16 protein-coding genes are annotated in these 15951 nt (G+C 62.2%); 5 read left to right on the plus strand and 11 right to left on the minus strand.

Annotated features, from left to right (window positions below; genetic code table 11):
• Window positions 1-27 precede the first annotated feature (27 nt).
• The 9 genes from V1286_RS16530 to V1286_RS16570 form a co-directional block, all read right to left on the minus strand.
• Window positions 28-1269 (minus strand): threonine synthase, encoded by a 1242-nt coding sequence (locus V1286_RS16530; RefSeq protein WP_334481017.1) that lies wholly within the window; start codon window positions 1267-1269, stop codon window positions 28-30.
• A gap of 47 nt (window positions 1270-1316) precedes the next feature.
• On the minus strand, window positions 1317-2735 hold the full coding sequence (gene lpdA, locus V1286_RS16535) for a dihydrolipoyl dehydrogenase (RefSeq protein WP_334481018.1): 1419 nt from the start codon (window positions 2733-2735) through the stop codon (window positions 1317-1319).
• Window positions 2728-3138, minus strand: a complete 411-nt coding sequence (locus V1286_RS16540) for a hypothetical protein (protein ID WP_334481020.1) — start codon at window positions 3136-3138, stop codon at window positions 2728-2730. The genes lpdA and V1286_RS16540 overlap by 8 nt, the downstream gene beginning before the upstream one ends.
• Before the next feature lie 4 nt (window positions 3139-3142).
• Complete coding sequence (locus V1286_RS16545; protein ID WP_334481021.1) at window positions 3143-4495, minus strand: pyruvate dehydrogenase complex dihydrolipoamide acetyltransferase; 1353 nt, start codon at window positions 4493-4495, stop codon at window positions 3143-3145.
• A 2-nt stretch (window positions 4496-4497) separates the two neighbouring features.
• Complete coding sequence (locus V1286_RS16550) at window positions 4498-4803, minus strand: DUF5076 domain-containing protein (protein WP_108516035.1); 306 nt, start codon at window positions 4801-4803, stop codon at window positions 4498-4500.
• Between the two features lie 6 nt (window positions 4804-4809).
• A complete protein-coding gene (locus tag V1286_RS16555) occupies window positions 4810-6204 on the minus strand; it encodes a pyruvate dehydrogenase complex E1 component subunit beta (protein WP_334481023.1) in 1395 nt (464 codons plus the stop codon).
• 101 nt (window positions 6205-6305) lie between these two features.
• Window positions 6306-7331, minus strand: coding sequence for a pyruvate dehydrogenase (acetyl-transferring) E1 component subunit alpha (pdhA, locus tag V1286_RS16560; RefSeq protein WP_334481024.1), 1026 nt, complete (start codon window positions 7329-7331; stop codon window positions 6306-6308).
• 197 nt (window positions 7332-7528) lie between these two features.
• Complete coding sequence (locus V1286_RS16565) at window positions 7529-7846, minus strand: FtsB family cell division protein (protein ID WP_334481025.1); 318 nt, start codon at window positions 7844-7846, stop codon at window positions 7529-7531.
• 192 nt (window positions 7847-8038) lie between these two features.
• Window positions 8039-8590, minus strand: coding sequence for an NADPH-dependent FMN reductase (locus V1286_RS16570; protein ID WP_334481026.1), 552 nt, complete (start codon window positions 8588-8590; stop codon window positions 8039-8041).
• Window positions 8591-8903: 313 nt separating this feature from the next.
• On the opposite strand from V1286_RS16570, the gene V1286_RS16575 reads away from it, so the two are divergent.
• Window positions 8904-10019: a D-alanine--D-alanine ligase family protein gene (locus V1286_RS16575; protein WP_334481028.1), complete on the plus strand. Its 1116-nt coding sequence runs from the start codon at window positions 8904-8906 to the stop codon at window positions 10017-10019.
• A gap of 159 nt (window positions 10020-10178) precedes the next feature.
• Here V1286_RS16575 and V1286_RS16580 read toward each other — a convergent pair whose 3' ends face one another.
• Both V1286_RS16580 and eno read right to left on the minus strand, forming a co-directional pair.
• Window positions 10179-11315, minus strand: a complete 1137-nt coding sequence (locus tag V1286_RS16580; RefSeq protein ID WP_334481029.1) for a zinc-binding dehydrogenase — start codon at window positions 11313-11315, stop codon at window positions 10179-10181.
• A gap of 49 nt (window positions 11316-11364) precedes the next feature.
• Window positions 11365-12648: a phosphopyruvate hydratase gene (eno, locus tag V1286_RS16585; protein ID WP_334481030.1), complete on the minus strand. Its 1284-nt coding sequence runs from the start codon at window positions 12646-12648 to the stop codon at window positions 11365-11367.
• A 176-nt stretch (window positions 12649-12824) separates the two neighbouring features.
• On the opposite strand from eno, the gene V1286_RS16590 reads away from it, so the two are divergent.
• The 4 genes from V1286_RS16590 (at window position 12825) to V1286_RS16605 (ending at window position 15934) form a co-directional block, all read left to right on the plus strand.
• The gene (locus V1286_RS16590) at window positions 12825-13817 is read left to right on the plus strand and encodes a Vgb family protein (protein ID WP_334481031.1); all 993 of its coding nucleotides are present in this window, start codon (window positions 12825-12827) and stop codon (window positions 13815-13817) included.
• Complete coding sequence (locus V1286_RS16595) at window positions 13814-14188, plus strand: c-type cytochrome (protein ID WP_334481033.1); 375 nt, start codon at window positions 13814-13816, stop codon at window positions 14186-14188. Before V1286_RS16590 ends, V1286_RS16595 begins: the two co-directional genes overlap by 4 nt.
• Before the next feature lie 56 nt (window positions 14189-14244).
• Complete coding sequence (gene queF, locus V1286_RS16600) at window positions 14245-14709, plus strand: preQ(1) synthase (protein ID WP_334481034.1); 465 nt, start codon at window positions 14245-14247, stop codon at window positions 14707-14709.
• A 343-nt stretch (window positions 14710-15052) separates the two neighbouring features.
• On the plus strand, window positions 15053-15934 hold the full coding sequence (locus V1286_RS16605) for an FkbM family methyltransferase (protein WP_334481036.1): 882 nt from the start codon (window positions 15053-15055) through the stop codon (window positions 15932-15934).
• Window positions 15935-15951 lie beyond the last annotated feature (17 nt).

Raw genomic sequence — 15951 nt, forward strand, 5'->3', positions numbered from 1 at the left:
CTCCCATCACATCCCGCCGCGCGACAGTCAGAGCTTTGCGTAGTCGATCGGCTTGTGTCGATCGAGCGTACGCGTGACCGGCGGCAGCGGATATTTAAGCCCTGTCGCGCAATTGAACAGCATGACACGATCGTTTTTCGTCACGCGGCCGTCGGCAAGGCTTTGCTGGTAAGCAGCATACGTCGCCGCCCCTTCCGGACACAACAGCAGGCCTTCCTCGCGCGCCACTTCGTTGAGCGCAGCAGAAATCTTCTCATCCGGGACCGCAATCGCAAATCCCTTGCTCTCACGGACCGCGCGCAGGATAAGAAAATCTCCGACCGCCTGCGGCACGCGAATGCCTGATGCGATGGTGTGGGCATCTTCCCAGCGCGGCGCGTGCTCGGTGCCGTTCTCGAAGGCGCGCACCATCGGCGCGCAGCCCGACGCCTGCACCGCCACCATCCGCGGCCGCTTCGCGCCGATGAAGCCGATCGCCTCCAGCTCGGCAAAAGCCTTCCACATGCCGATCAAACCAGTACCGCCGCCGGTCGGATAGAAGATCACGTCGGGCACCTCCCAGCCGAGCTGTTCGGCGAGCTCCAGACCCATCGTCTTCTTGCCTTCGATCCGGTACGGTTCCTTCAGCGTCGAGGTATCGAACCAGCCGGCCTTTGCTTTGCCCTCGCCGACGATCTTGCCGCAATCATCGATCAGGCCGTTGACACGGTAGACGGTGGCGCCCTGCAGCTCGATCTCGCTGACGTTCACTTCCGGCGTATCGGCCGGGCAGAAGATCGTGGTCTTGATGCCGCAGGAGGTCGCGTAGGCCGCCAGCGCCGCGCCGGCATTGCCGTTGGTCGGCATCGCCATGTGCCTGATGCCGAGCGCCTTGCCCATCGACACCGCCATCACCAGGCCGCGGGCCTTGAACGAGCCGGTGGGAAGGCGCCCCTCATCCTTGACGATGATCTCAGCCCCACCGAGCTTCTTTGCAAGCTTCGGCAGACGAATGAGCGGCGTCATGACTTCGCCGAGGCTGACGATGTCAGAAACTTTTCGGACCGGCAGCAGCTCGCGGTAGCGCCACATATCGGCGGGGCGCTGTGCAAGCGCGTCCTTGGTCAGCGCCGTCTTCACGCCCGCAAGGTCATAGCGCACCAGGAGCGGCTTGCCGACCTTGGACAGGTTATGAATCTGGTCGGCGGCATAGTGATCGCCCTCCATCGCGCATTCGAGATGGGTCACGAACGTCGGACGTTCGATGGTCAGATTGTCATTGTCTTTCACGGATTGCTCTTTCGTTTCTTGTTGGGCGCGACCGGTGGGACCACGCCTTACATGTTCAGCACGCGTCCATAAGCGTCCAGCACGGCTTCCTTCATCATCTCCGACAGCGTCGGATGCGGGAATACCGTGTGCATCAGCTCTTCTTCCGTCGTCTCCAGGTTCATGGCGACCACGTAGCCCTGGATAAGCTCGGTCACTTCGGCGCCGATCATGTGCGCGCCGAGCAGTTGCCCGGTCTTGTTGTCGAAGATCACCTTGATCAGGCCCTGATCCTCGCCGAGCGCAATCGCCTTGCCGTTGCCGACGAACGGGAAGCGGCCGACGCGGATTTCGCGGCCGCCCTCTTTCGCTCTCTCTTCAGTCAGGCCGACGGAAGCGATCTGCGGGTGGCAATAGGTGCAGCCCGGAATGAGGTTCTTGTCCATGGCATGCGGATGAAGGCCCTTGATCGCCTCGACGCAGACCACGCCTTCATGCTCGGCCTTGTGCGCCAGCATCGGCGGCCCCGCGACGTCGCCGATGGCGTAAATGCCGGGCACGCTGGTCTTGCCGTAGCCGTCGATCACGACGCAGCCGCGATCGGTCTTGACGCCGAGCTTCTCCAGCCCAAGGCCTTCGATGTTGCCGACCACGCCGACCGCAGAAATCACGCGCTCGAACTCGACCGTTTGGGGCTTCTTGCCGTCGTCGATGGTGGCGACGACACTGTCGGCCTTCTTCTCCAGTTTTGTGACTTTGGTGTTGCTGAGGATCTTGATCCCCTGCTTCTCGAACCGTTTGCGGGCGAGGCCGGCGATCTCGTCGTCCTCGACGGGGAGGATCTGCGGCAGCACCTCGACCACGGTGACGTCGGCACCCATGGTGTGGAAGAACGAGGCGAACTCGATGCCGATCGCGCCGGAACCCACCACCAGCAGCGACTTCGGCATCCGCTCCGGCACCATCGCCTCGAAATAGGTCCAGACCAGTTTCTTGTCCGGCTCGAGCCCCGGCAGTACGCGCGGCCGCGCGCCGGTCGCGAGGATGATGTGTTTGGCTTGATACGCCCCCTCGCCCAGCGCGCCCTTCGGCGCCTCGACATCGGACTTCTTCACCGTGATCTTGCCCGGCGCGTCGATCGAGGCATCGCCCCAGATCACCGTCACCTTGTTCTTCTTCATCAGGAAGCCAACGCCGTCATTGAGGCGTTTTGAGACGCCACGCGAGCGCGCCACGACGGCCTTAGGATCGAACGAGACCTTTTCGGCGGAGAGCCCGTAATCCTTGGCGTGCTGCATGTAATGGTAGATCTCAGCCGAGCGTAAGAGCGCCTTGGTCGGGATGCAGCCCCAGTTCAGGCAGATGCCGCCGAGATAGGACTTTTCGATGATCGCCGTCTTGAAGCCGAGCTGGGCTGCACGGATCGCGGTGACGTAGCCGCCGGGGCCGGAGCCGATAATGATGACGTCGAAGGATGTGTCAGGCATGCGATACCGACTCCTTAATCACGCGCGGTCTGAGCGCGGCATAGACGAGGTGGTGTGCCAGCGCTGCCGTCACACCGGCCCAAACGATACTGATCAATAGATAGTGGTCGCCACTGATCATCGAATTTTTGAACAGGAAACCGATACCGAGCACGATCGATGACACAAGCAGAATAACGATGGCGAGTATCCGGGCTCTTAGCGCGGCGAAATAGACAAGCATGAGAATTAAGGCAAATGGCCCGATAAACATCATGTAGATTATGGCGAACTCAAAAGCCTTGAATTCAAACCTGAAGCCCGATCGCAAATCGCCGGAGATGCCCAAAAGGAAGGCGAAGCAGCCATAGAGTGCGCAGCTATATACGACCAACGCTATCACGTGAGCCGAGGCGAGACGCATCGCCTCATACCATCATCATCACGGGGTTTTCGATCAACTGCTTGAACGCCCCGATCAGCTCGGCGCCGAGCGCGCCGTCGATGGCGCGGTGATCGCAGGACAGCGTGACGCTCATCATCTGCGCGATCTCGATCTTGCCCGCGCGGACTACCGGGCGCTCCTCGCTGGTGCCGACGGCGAGGATCGTCGCATGCGGCGGATTGATCACGGCGGTGAAGTGATTGATGCCGTACATGCCGAGGTTCGACACCGCCGTGGTGCCGCCCTGATATTCTTCCGGCTTCAGTTTTCGCGCCCGCGCGCGGGCCGCATAATCCTTCATCTCGGCGGATATTGCCGACAGCGTCTTGGTCTCCGCCTTGCGGATGATCGGTGTGATCAGGCCGCCCGGCATGGCGACCGCCACGCCGATGTCGGAATGCTTGTGCTTGAGCATGCCGCCTTCGGTCCAGCTCACATTGCAATTCGGAATTTTTTGCAGCGCGACCGCCATCGCCTTGATGACGAAATCGTTGACCGAGAGCTTGTAGAGCGGCTTCTTTTCCTTGTCCTTGGGCGCGGCGGCGTTGATCTCCTCGCGCGCGACCAGGAGCTTGCCGATGTCGCAGTCCATCGTCAGGTAGAACACCGGCACGGTCTGCACCGAGGCGGTGAGGCGCTGCGCGATGGTGCGGCGCATGCCGTCATGCGGCACCACCTCGTAGGAGCCTTCCTCGAACAAAGCCAGGATCTGCTTGTCCGACATCCCGGGCGCGAGGCTCGGACCCGCCGCGGGCGCGGCGGCCGGGGCCTTCAGGCCCTTGCCGGATTTCGCGCCCTCGACGTCGCGGGCGACGACGCGGCCATGCGGGCCGGAGCCGTTGATGCGCGAAAGGTCAATGCCGGCGTCCTTGGCGAGGCGGCGCGCCAAAGGCGACGAGAAGATGCGGGCGTGGCCATTGCCTTGCGAAGCGGAGGCCGCCGCCTGCGGCGCCGCAGCCTGCGTCGGCCCGGTTGCCGCGGGTTTTGGCGCGGGCGCGGCGGCAGCTGCCGGCGCCGGTTTTGCGGCGGGCGCTTCGGCGGCCTTTGGTGCCGGCGCGGCCCCTGCTCCGGCGCTTGCCGCCTTCACGTCCTCGCCGTCACCGGCCAGGACCGCGATGATATCGTTGACCGGAACGTCCTGGGTCCCTTCAGGCACCAGAATCTTCGCAATCGTACCCTCATCGACCGCCTCGACTTCCATCGTCGCCTTGTCGGTCTCGATCTCGGCGATCACGTCGCCGGACTTGACCTTGTCGCCCTCTTTCTTGAGCCACTTGGCAAGGTTGCCCTTTTCCATCGTGGGCGACAGCGCGGGCATCAAAATGTTGATCGGCATTGTCAGTGACCCTGTTGCGACCGGGGCATGGTTGAGCCCATATCGGTCGGCCGGTTGATTTCGGCTTCGAACATGTCGACGATACGCGTCAGCGCCTCGTCTTCGGTGTAGCCGCTCTCGCGGGCATAGGCGCGGGCAGCGTGGCGCGCGATATCGACCAGAAGCATGCCCCACATGTCAGGCTCCTCGAATGCGCGCTGGAACGCGATCGAGAGCCCGCCGTCGACCACGAAGGCGCGCAGCACTTCGACGGCATCCTCGCGGCCGATGACGTCGGGCGGCAACGGCTGTTCGTTGGGACCGGCCATATCGACCTACCGATAGGCAACGGCTTTGGCGGCCGCGACCACCTCGGCCACGTTGGGCAATGCGAGCTTCTCGAGGTTGGCCGCATAAGGCATCGGCACGTCCTTGCCGGATACGCGCGCGACCGGCGCGTCGAGATAGTCGAAGGCGTGCTCCATGATGCGGGCGGCGATCTCGGCGCCGACGCCGGATTGCTGCCAACCCTCCTCCACCGTCACCGCGCGGCCGGTCTTCTTCACGGATGCAACGATGGTCTCGGTATCCATCGGACGCAGCGTGCGCAGGTCGATCACCTCGGCCTCGATGCCTTCCTTGGCGAGTTCGTCGGCGGCCTTCAGCGCGTAGGTCATGCCGTTCGACCACGAGATCAGCGTCACGTCCTTGCCTGACCGCACGATCCGCGCCTTGCCGATCGGGATCACGTAATCGTCGAGCTTCGGCACCTCGCCGGTGTGGCCGTACAAAACCTCGTTTTCGAGGAAGATGACCGGATTGGGATCGCGGATCGCGGCCTTCAGCAGCCCCTTGTAGTCGGCGGCCGAGAACGGCGCGATCACCTTCAACCCCGGAATCTGTGAGTACCAGGCCGAGTAATCCTGGCTGTGCTGGGCGGCGACGCGGGCGGCGGCGCCGTTCGGGCCGCGGAACACGATCGAGCAACCCATCTGGCCGCCCGACATGTACAGCGTCTTGGCCGCGGAGTTGATGATCTGGTCGATCGCCTGCATGGCGAAGTTGAAGGTCATGAATTCGACGATCGGCTTCAGCCCCGACATCGCAGCACCGACGCCGACGCCGGCAAAGCCGTGCTCGGTGATCGGCGTATCGATGACGCGCCGCGCGCCGAACTCCTGCAGCAGGCCCTGCGTGACCTTGTAGGCGCCCTGATATTCCGCGACCTCTTCGCCCATCACGAACACATCGGCGTCGCGCCGCATCTCCTCGGCCATCGCATCGCGCAGCGCTTCGCGGATGGTCTGGGTGATCATCTCGGTGCCGGCAGGGACTTCCGGATCGGGTTCGGCGACGGCGGCCGGCGGCGCCTTTGCCTCGGCCTTCGGCTGGGGCGCCTCCGCCTTCGCTTCGGCTGATGGTGCTGATTCCGCGGCCTTCGCCGCTGGCGCGGGTGCGGCCGCCTTGCCGAGATCGGCGGCGCTCTCGCCGTCGGACAGAATAGTCGCGATCGGCGTATTGACTGCGACGTCGGCGGTGCCTTCGGGGATCAATATCCTGCCGAGCGTGCCCTCATCGGTCGCCTCGACTTCCATCGTCGCCTTGTCGGTTTCGATCTCGGCGATGACATCGCCCGACTTGATCGTCTCGCCTTCCTTCTTCAGCCACTTCGCAAGGTTGCCCTTTTCCATGGTGGGCGACAGCGCAGGCATCAGCACTTGAATGGGCATATCGGCTCCCGAAATCACTCGTCAGTTGGTTCTGCGCTGGTTTGGTTTGCACGTCGCCAGAGTCGCAGAACCGGTCCCACTTTTGCGGAATATTGGTTGAACTACCTGTAGATGTCGGTCCAGAGCTCGGAAGGATCGGGCTCGGGATCGCGCTGGGCGAAATCCGCCGCGGCGTTGACGATCTCGCGCACCTCGGCGTCGATGGCCTTCAATTCCTGCTCGCTGACCTTGGCGGCCAGGAGACGATTGCGAACCTGCTCGATCGGATCCTGATCGGTGCGGATCTTCTCGACCTCTTCGCGGGTCCGGTATTTGGCCGGATCGGACATCGAGTGGCCGCGGTAGCGGTAGGTTTGCATTTCCAGGATGAACGGCCCCTTGCCGGCGCGGCACCAGGCGACCGCCTCGTCGCCCGCCGCCTTGACGGCGCGGACGTCCATGCCGTCGATCTGCTGGCCCGGAATGTTGAAGGAGGCGCCGCGTTTGGAAAAATCGGTCAGGGCCGAGGAGCGCGTCACCGACGTGCCCATGGCGTAGCGGTTGTTCTCGATCACATAGATCACCGGAAGCTTCCACAGCTCCGCCATGTTGAAGCTCTCGTAGACCTGGCCCTGATTGGACGCGCCGTCGCCGAAATAGGCGATGCTGACGAAATCATTGCCGCGGTAGCGGTTGGCAAAGGCGAGACCCGTCCCGAGCGAAACCTGGGCGCCGACGATGCCGTGGCCGCCGAAGAAATTCTTCTCCATGCTGAACATGTGCATGGAGCCGCCCTTGCCCTTGGAATAGCCGCCGCGACGTCCGGTGAGTTCGGCCATTACGCCATTGGCGTCCATCCCGCAGGCCAGCATGTGGCCGTGGTCACGGTATCCGGTTATGACCTGGTCGCCCTGCTTCAGGGCCATCTGCATGCCGACCACGACGGCCTCCTGGCCGATATAGAGATGGCAGAAACCGCCGATCGCGCCCATGCCGTAGAGCTGGCCGGCCTTTTCCTCGAAGCGGCGGATCAATAGCATGTCCCGCAGCGCGGCCAGCTCCTGCGCCTTGGTGAATTCCGGTGGGGACCCGTTTGCCTTCTCCTGCTCTGTTTCCTTCGCGACGACGCTTTTCTTGGGTGCAGCCATGGCAATTCCGGGTGAGAGAGACGGATCAGCCCTCTCTAACCCAACTCAAACCGGCGTGAAAGGATTGCCTGCGCTGGAGAAAATATTGCTATACCGCACTGCAGCGCAGCGAGACATTTTCGAAATCGATTTGGCGATTTTTTGAAATTTGCGGACACACGCCGGCATGAGACCGCGTTAGTGAAGCAGTTTGAAAATCAGTTCGCCTTGATGGTCCGGACCAGATCGCGCGGGTTGGCGTAGTCGAGCTGGAAGCGTGCGCGCTCGTCCAGCATATCAGGGTCGACCCGGTCGGACCGCAGCAGCGACACCCGCTGCTCGCCCTGCGCCCGCTCCCGCTTCAGCCGCGCCAGTTCCGAGGTCAGCGCGATGATCTCCTGATCGAGTTCCTGGCGCGCGTTCAGCCCGTATTTGCCGGTATAGGCGTTGACGCCGAAATAGCCGACCATCAGCGCCGCCATCGTGTAGAGGGCGAGGCCGGTCAGGATGGATTTCAGGCGCGTGCGGGAGACCATGCGCCAAGATGCGACGGCCGGGTTAATGGAATCCTAAGACGGCGAGCGTGAGCGTGGGCATGAATGGCGCCCCGTCATTGCCTGCGACAAACGCGAAGCGTTTGCGCAAGGGAGCGAAGCGACGAAGCAATCCATCTTGCCCGCGGCAAGATGGATTGCTTCGCTTCGCTCGCAATGACGCCGAGAGCGCAGTTACTTATTCTGATTCTCGATGAACGCCGCAAAGGCGGCGATATATTGCTGCAGCACTTTCTGCACGGCTTCCTTGGTGAGCTGGCCCTTGTCGTCAAAGGCGTCGCCGACGCCATTGAGGTAGATCTCGGGCTGGCCGAGGATCGGCCCGGCAATGCCGGGCAGGATGTTCTGCAAATGCTTGGCCGCGCTGACGCCGCCGAGCGCGCCGGGCGAGTTGCTGACAATGCCGACCGGCTTGCCGAGGAACGAGCTCTTGCCATATGGGCGCGAAGCGACGTCGATGGCGTTCTTCAACACGCCGGGGATCGAGCGGTTGTATTCGGGCGTGATGAACAGCACGCCGTTCGACTTCTGCAGCTTTTCGCGGAACGCCAGCCAGTCGGCCGGGGGATTGGCTTCCAGGTCCTGGTTGAAGAAGGAGATGCCTTCGAGCGTCGTCACGTCGAGCTTCAGCGATGCCGGCGCCAGTTTTGCGAGCGCATTGGCGATCTTGAGCGAAAAACTCTCCTTGCGGAGGCTGCCGACGATGGTGACGATGGTGTGGGACATGGATTTTCCTTGTGAAGCTGGACGCCTGCTCCTCACCTAACGATATCGCCAGATAGATGCAAGCGCATGGACTGCGCAATTTTGGAAACGCATCGTTTTTGAAACTCGCCGAGGGATTTGGGTCCGGGGCGGACACGGACAAGGCCGTGCGGGAAGCGGCGCAGAAGCAGACATACCGATGACGCGATGGGCCAGGAGCTGAGATGTCCCGGCGCGCAGCCCGGTCCGCTTCGGCGCCAAATTGCGGACGTGTTCGTTTGACTATATGCAAGCAGAACGCGGCATCTTCGGCCGACCAAAGAGAAGCGAAACGATGGCAGAACGCAAAACGAGGGTCGCCATCCTGTTCGGCGGGCGCTCCGCGGAGCACGACGTATCCAGGGCGTCCGCAGCGAACGTGCTTCGCTCCCTCGACCCCAGCCGGTATGACGTCACGCTGATCGGCATCGCCAGGGATGGCCGCTGGATTGTCGCCGACGCGGGCAATGGCGCCGGCATCGGCGCTGTTGCGCTGGCCATTCCGGACGATGGACCGCAGCTGACCCTGTTGCCGGGCGGACATGGCCGTACACTGGTTCTTGAGCGGAATACGGCAGGGATTCGGGAATTGCCGGCGTTCGATCTCTTCTTCCCGGTCTTGCACGGCCCCAACGGCGAGGATGGCACGGTTCAGGGCGCACTCGAACTCTGCGACGTGGCCTACGTAGGCTCGCGTGTGATGGGATCGGCCGCATCGATGGACAAGGATATCGCAAAACGGCTGATGCGCGATGCGGGCTTGCCGGTCGTGCCCTATGTCGCAATGTCGGCCATGTCACCGCTCACGTATGACGACGCGGTCGGCGCCGTTGGCTCGCCGGAGGTCTTCGTCAAGCCGGCCAACATGGGTTCGTCGGTGGGTGTATCGAAGGCTCGAACCGCGCAAGAGTTCGAAGCTTGCTGCGGGTTGGCGTTTCGCTTCGACAGGAAGATATTGATTGAGCGATGTGTCGCCCCCGTGCGGGAAATCGAGTGCTCCGTGCTTGAAGACGCGAATGGCAACATCCGTGCGTCGCAACTCGGAGAGATCGTCCCTGCCGACAAGCACGGTTTCTATTCTTACGACGCGAAGTACCTCGACGATGATGGCGCCGCTCTTCAGGTTCCGGCCGATGTGCCCCCTCCAGTAGCCGACCGCATCAGGGAATTCGCAATCAAGACGTTCCGCGTGCTGGGCTGTGAAGGAATGGCGCGCGTCGATTTCTTTCTCAACGGCCAGCAGGTGTTCGTGAACGAAGCCAATACTCTTCCCGGCTTCACCAATATCAGCATGTACCCGCGGCTATGGGAGGCCAGCGGGTTATCACAATCCGACCTTATGGATGTGCTGATCGGCCATGCACTGGAACGTCACAAGGGCTCCAGGAACCTGGCTTTCCAGCGCGAGTAGAACAAGCACTCCGCCTCACTCTTGCCGACCAAATCACAATGGGCCGAAGAGCCGCAGCTGGTTGCGGTTGTTCCGCATTCATTTGCGCCGCAAATGTTCTCCGTTGCCGGGAGAACGCAAGCCGGATTTGCCAGGGAAGCGAGCCGCCTGCTGTCGTCGTCAACCCTTGTTCGGGTTGATCAGGAATTTCTCGCCGGTGGCGCGTTTGTTGTAGACCGCGATGTTGGAGAGCTGCAGCGTCTCCTGCAGCGACACCACCTGCGTATAGTGGCTGGCGAAGGTGGTCTTGAGTTCGGAAGCGACGCGCTGGCGCAGCTTACCGATTTCGGCGGGGCCGATCTTCTGCAGGAACGGTGTCAGCAGCCAGCCGCCGACGCCCCAGGTCAGGCCGAACGCCCGGCTCAGTTCGGTCGGACGGTTGTCGAGGCTGCCGTAGATGTAGACCTGCTTGTACACGTTCGAGCCGTAGCGGCTGTATTCCTTGGCGGTCTTGTTGGCCGCGCTCTCCATGCAGGTGAGGATCTGCCCCGCGAGCTTGCCGCCGCCGATGGCGTCGAACGCAATCGTGGCGCCGGTTTCCACCAGCGCATTGGTGAGATCGTCCATGAAGCTGTCTACGGTGGAATCGACGACATGCTTGGCGCCGATCTTGTGCAGTATATCCGCCTGCTCCTTGCTGCGCACGATGTTGACGAGGCCGATGCCGTCCTTGATGCAGATCTTGTTGAGCATCTGCCCGAGGTTCGAGGCGGCCGCCGTGTGCACCAGCGCCTTGTGATTTTCGCGCCGCATCGTTTCGGTCATGCCGAGCGCGGTCAGCGGATTGACGAACCATGACGCGCCGTCGGCAGGCGTGGTGCCGGCTGGCAGCTCCATGACGTCCCGCACCTTCATGGTGCGATACTGCGAGTACATCGCGCCGCCGATCATCGAGACATTCTTGCCCATCAGCGCCTTGGCGGCATCCGAAGAACCGGTCCTGATCACCACGCCGGCGCCCTCGTTGCCCACGGGGAGCGACTGGTCGAGCCGCGCCGCCATCATCCGCAGGGCGGCTTCCGGCATTTTTGCGGTGACCACAGGCGTGTCCTCGCTGCCTGAAACCTTGGCGGTCGACATGTCGGCCGGGCCGATCAGGAGCCCGAGATCGGACGGGTTGATCGGCGTCGCCTCGACCCGGACCACGACTTCGTCGTCGGCCGGCTCAGGCGTCGGGACGTCCACCAGCGACAGTTCGAGTTCGCCGCTCTTCTTGAGCAGCGAACGCAGTTGCAGCCCGCTCTTGCCGTTGCTCATCGTACGTCCTCCCCCGTTTGTGTTGGTTATATCTGGATGCGCCGTTGCATTACGCCAGTGCCTTCAACGCCGCCTTCCCAGCATATTTCGCCTGCTCGCCAAGCTGCTGCTCGATGCGCAGGAGCTGGTTGTATTTGGCGGTACGGTCGGAGCGCGCCAGCGAGCCGGTTTTGATCTGGCCGCAATTGGTGGCGACCGCGAGGTCGGCGATGGTGGAGTCTTCCGTTTCGCCGGAGCGGTGCGACATCACGGAGGTATAGCCGTACTTGTGCGCCAGTTCGACGGCGGCGAGCGTTTCCGTCAACGTGCCGATCTGGTTGACCTTGATCAGGATCGAATTGGCGCGGCCGTTCTTGATGCCGTCGGCAAGGCGGGTGACGTTGGTGACGAACAAATCGTCGCCCACGAGCTGGCACTTGTTGCCGATCAAATCGGTCAACTCCTTCCAGCCGTCCATGTCGTCTTCGGACATGCCGTCCTCGATGGTGACGATCGGATAGCGCGCGACGAGATCGGCGAGATATTTCGCCTGCTCGGAGCGCGAGCGGGTCTTGTTCTCGCCGCCATAGACGTAAGCGCCGTCCTTGAAGAACTCGGTCGCCGCGCAATCCAGCCCGAGCATCACATCGCTGCCTGCCTTGTAGCCGGCCTTTCCGATTGCGCTCACCACGAACTCCAGCGCGGCGTCCGCCGACGGGATATTCGGTGCAAAGCCGCCCTCGTCGCCGACATTGGTGTTATGGCCGGCCTTTTTCAGTTCGCCACGCAGCGTGTGGAAGATTTCCGAGCCGCAGCGCAGCGCTTCGGCGAAGCTCGCAGCCCCCACGGGAAGGATCATGAATTCCTGGAAATCGATCGGATTGTCGGCATGGGCGCCGCCATTGATGATGTTCATCATCGGCACCGGCAGGGTCCGCGCCGAGGTGCCGCCGACATAGCGATAGAGCGGCATGTCGAAGGATTCGGCCGCCGCCTTGGCGCAGGCCAGCGAGACGCCGAGGATGGCGTTGGCCCCAAGCCGGCTCTTGTTCGGGGTACCGTCGAGATCGATCATGATCTGGTCGATCTGGACCTGTTCCTCGACGGCCTGATCGCTCAGCGCCTCGAAGATTTCGCCGTTGACGGCCTCGACCGCCTTCTGCACGCCCTTGCCGAGATAGCGCTTCTTGTCGCCGTCGCGCAGTTCGACCGCCTCATGCGCGCCGGTGGAAGCGCCGGACGGCACCGCGGCACGGCCGATCGAGCCGTCTTCCAGCACCACATCGACTTCAACGGTGGGATTGCCCCGGCTATCGAGAATTTCGCGGCCAATGATGTCGACGATGGCGGTCATGTCTTAAACTTTCCTGGGAGTGGTGGGTCAGGTTCGGGGGCGTCTTACACGGCAAGCAAGCAAATGTGAACGCTTGACGGGCCGCCTTTTCCGGACGGCGGAAACCCGTCAGGATAAACTGCTTAAAGGTAGATCTCAGCGTCCAAACCTTCACATTGATAAGCCGAGGTAACGCAATGAATCGCCGCCAGTTTCTTGGAACCGCCGCCGCTGGAGTCCTCGCTGCGCCCGCCTTCCTGCGCCACGCCGACGCCCAGGAAGGCCCGTTCCGCGTCAAATATTATCCAGTCAAATCAGGCATGGGCTCCCGCGACACCACCCCTGCCCCCGACGGCACGATCTGGTTCTGCGGCCAGCGCAACGGCACGTTGGGACGTCTCGATCCCCGCGACGGCTCCTACAAACTGGTCGACCTCGGCAAAGGGGCAGCTCCCCATGGCGTCATCATCGGCCCTGATGGAGCGCCCTGGGTAACCGAGGGCGGCCAGAACGCGATTGCGCGCGTCGACCCCGGCGACCACAAGGTGACACTGTTCCGCCTGCCCGAAAAGGAAACCTACGCCAACCTCAACACCGCTGTGTTCGACAAGAACGGCATCTACTGGTTCACCGGCCAGTCCGGCATCTATGGCCGGCTCGACCCGAAATCGGGCGACATGACCGTGTTCAAGTCGCCGCGCGGGCGCGGCACCTACGGCATGACGGTCACGCCGAAGGGCGACATCTGGTACGCCTCGCTCGCCGGCAACCACATTGCCAAAATCGATCTGGCGACCGGCAACGCGACCGTGGTCGAGCCGCCGACACCCAACCAGGGCGCACGCCGGGTATGGTCGGATTCGAAGGGCCGCATCTGGGTCAGCGAATGGAACAGCGGCAATGTGTCGGTGCACGATCCTGCCGACGGCTCCTGGAAAGCGTGGAAATTGCCCGGCACAAGTCCGCGTGCCTATGCGGTTTACGTCGACGACAAGGACAAGGTCTGGCTCACCGATTTCGGCGCCAATGCGATTGTGCGCTTCGATCCCGTGACCGAAAAGTTCCACGCGTTCCCGAGCGACAAATCGGGCGCGAATGTGCGCCAGCTCGACGGCCGGCCCGGCGAAACCTGGGGCGGCGAATCCGGCAATGACCGCCTCGTCATGATACAGACGGTCGCGCCTGCGTGAGATTGTTTGCAATCCCGCTGCTGTTGCCGCTTCTCCTGCCGGCTCCCGCCATCGCGGAGGAAAACGGTGTGCGGGCGTTCGCGCCCTGCCGCGCCTGCCACAGCCTCGATCCGGCTGAGCGCAACCTGCCCGGCCCCAATCTCTCAGGCGTGATCGGCCGCGCCGTCGGCGGAGCCGCGGAATTCGACTATTCGCCGGTGCTGCGCAAGGCGCGCGACGAGGGCGTGCGCTGGGACGCAAATCGCCTCGAAGCCTTCCTCGCCGATCCCGCCGCGATGTTTCCGGGATTGTGGATGTCGATGCGCGGGATCGAGGACGTAGCCGAACGGCAGGCGCTGGTGAAGTTTCTTGAGGATCCCTCCTCGCGCTAACAGTTGACGGCCACGGCGCTTGCGTCCATGTCAGCCCTCGCAACAGGACGATCATGATGGCCAAGAAATCATTGCAGAAATCATTGCAGCTCGGCCGCGCCGTGGAATGGCCGGACAGCCCGGAAAAGGCGCAGCTCGATCGCGTGCCCAATCCGCAGGCGGACACCAATTATCTGGTGCGCTTCACCGCGCCGGAATTCACCTCGATTTGCCCCGTCACGGGCCAACCTGATTTCGCGCATCTGATGATCGATTATGTGCCGGGCCAGTGGCTCCTGGAGTCCAAATCGCTCAAACTCTATGTCGCCAGCTTCCGCAATCACGGCGCCTTTCACGAGGATTGCACGGTCATGATCGGCAAGCGGATCGCGGCCGAGATCAAGCCGAAATGGCTGCGCATCGGCGGCTATTGGTATCCGCGCGGCGGCATCCCGATCGACGTGTTCTGGCAGACCGGCAAACTGCCCAAGGACATGTGGGTGCCCGACCAGGGCGTCGCGCCGTATCGCGGGCGGGGTTAGGCACGCCAAGCGTTCGGGCATGGCTTGAACGCCTTCTGCTGCGCGCGCGGAACTTTCAGAGGACGCCTCTAGAGCGGGATGACTTTTCTTCGAATCGTCATCCCACTCTATCTCTTTGATTTACGCATGATCTTTTCGGAAAACCGGTACCCACTTTTCCCGGATCATGCTCCAGTGAGGCCCAGTTGAGAAATAAACGGCCGCGACAATGATGATTGCATACATCGCAGGCGCAGAAATTCACGGCTGAGAAAAAAACTCTCGAACGATTGACGCCACAGATTGGTCAACTGCGAGCCACAGATCGTTCGCATGTTCGCGACATCAAGTTCGCGAGGCCGCCATGATTGCCCGGAAGACCGCCCGCTTCCTCCTGAAATATGCATCGAGCGATCCGCTCGGGCTTGCCGATATCGTACAGCGCCGCGCGATCGAGCAGTTCAGAACGCCGCCAACGGGCCTCGCGACCGCGCGCTTCAACGGCGTGCATCACGAGATCGACATGTCATTGCATCGGCTGATGAAGAAGTACTTTTTCCATACTCACGAAATGTTTCTCGAACGCATCTTCAAGCGCTGCCTGGCTCCTGGCAATATCTTCGTCGATATCGGCGCCAATTGCGGCTACTGGTCGGCCTATAGCTTGTCGCTCGTGGGCCAGAGCGGCGAGGTGCACGCCTTCGAGCCGGTGCCGCAATATTTCACCTTTGTCCGACGGCTCGCCGAGCTCAATCCCGATTATCGGGTCATCGCCAATCAGGTTGCCTGCGGCGCGCGGCCTGGCGCCTTCACGATGGCCGTCGTCGCGCCACGCGCGGAGAATTTCGACAATTACGATATCAATATCGGGTCGAGTTCACTTGCTACCGGCTTCCTCGACCACGCCAGCGAGCTCACGGAAAATATCACCGTTGAGGTTATCGCCTTCGATAGTTATGTACGCGAGCGGAAAATCGATCTCGATCGCGTCGGCCTTATCAAGATCGATGTCGAAGGTTTCGAGGCTGAGGTCTTCGACGGCATGCAAGGCGTGCTGGCAAAGAGCGGTCGCAAAGTGCCGATCCTGTGCGAGATCCTCACCGATCTGAATCGCCCCAAGCCGCTGGACGGCAGACGGATCATTGAACGCCTTGAGGATTGTGGTTACCGCTGCCTCGATGCCACGCATTTGCGACCGATCGATCGTGATGCGCTTGGTTTTGAGGAGAACATTCTCTGCCTCTGACACTCAACTATCTTTCA

The sequence above is a fragment of the Bradyrhizobium algeriense genome (assembly GCF_036924595.1).
In the GTDB taxonomy this organism is placed as follows: Bacteria; Pseudomonadota; Alphaproteobacteria; order Rhizobiales; family Xanthobacteraceae; genus Bradyrhizobium; species Bradyrhizobium algeriense.

Excerpts from the sequence above, each read along its gene's own strand:
- pdhA (WP_334481024.1), bottom strand. The coding sequence starts at position 7,331 with ATGGCTGCACCCAAGAAAAGCGTCGTCGCGAAGGAAACAGAGCAGGAG.
- V1286_RS16545 (WP_334481021.1), bottom strand. The coding sequence starts at position 4,495 with ATGCCGATCAACATTTTGATGCCCGCGCTGTCGCCCACGATGGAAAAG.
- V1286_RS16590 (WP_334481031.1), top strand. The coding sequence starts at position 12,825 with ATGAATCGCCGCCAGTTTCTTGGAACCGCCGCCGCTGGAGTCCTCGCT.
- V1286_RS16575 (WP_334481028.1), top strand. The coding sequence starts at position 8,904 with ATGGCAGAACGCAAAACGAGGGTCGCCATCCTGTTCGGCGGGCGCTCC.
- V1286_RS16570 (WP_334481026.1), bottom strand. The coding sequence starts at position 8,590 with ATGTCCCACACCATCGTCACCATCGTCGGCAGCCTCCGCAAGGAGAGT.
- V1286_RS16555 (WP_334481023.1), bottom strand. The coding sequence starts at position 6,204 with ATGCCCATTCAAGTGCTGATGCCTGCGCTGTCGCCCACCATGGAAAAG.
- V1286_RS16580 (WP_334481029.1), bottom strand. The coding sequence starts at position 11,315 with ATGAGCAACGGCAAGAGCGGGCTGCAACTGCGTTCGCTGCTCAAGAAG.
- V1286_RS16605 (WP_334481036.1), top strand. The coding sequence starts at position 15,053 with ATGATTGCCCGGAAGACCGCCCGCTTCCTCCTGAAATATGCATCGAGC.
- V1286_RS16540 (WP_334481020.1), bottom strand. The coding sequence starts at position 3,138 with ATGCGTCTCGCCTCGGCTCACGTGATAGCGTTGGTCGTATATAGCTGC.
- V1286_RS16550 (WP_108516035.1), bottom strand. The coding sequence starts at position 4,803 with ATGGCCGGTCCCAACGAACAGCCGTTGCCGCCCGACGTCATCGGCCGC.
- V1286_RS16565 (WP_334481025.1), bottom strand. The coding sequence starts at position 7,846 with ATGGTCTCCCGCACGCGCCTGAAATCCATCCTGACCGGCCTCGCCCTC.
- queF (WP_334481034.1), top strand. The coding sequence starts at position 14,245 with ATGGCCAAGAAATCATTGCAGAAATCATTGCAGCTCGGCCGCGCCGTG.
- eno (WP_334481030.1), bottom strand. The coding sequence starts at position 12,648 with ATGACCGCCATCGTCGACATCATTGGCCGCGAAATTCTCGATAGCCGG.
- lpdA (WP_334481018.1), bottom strand. The coding sequence starts at position 2,735 with ATGCCTGACACATCCTTCGACGTCATCATTATCGGCTCCGGCCCCGGC.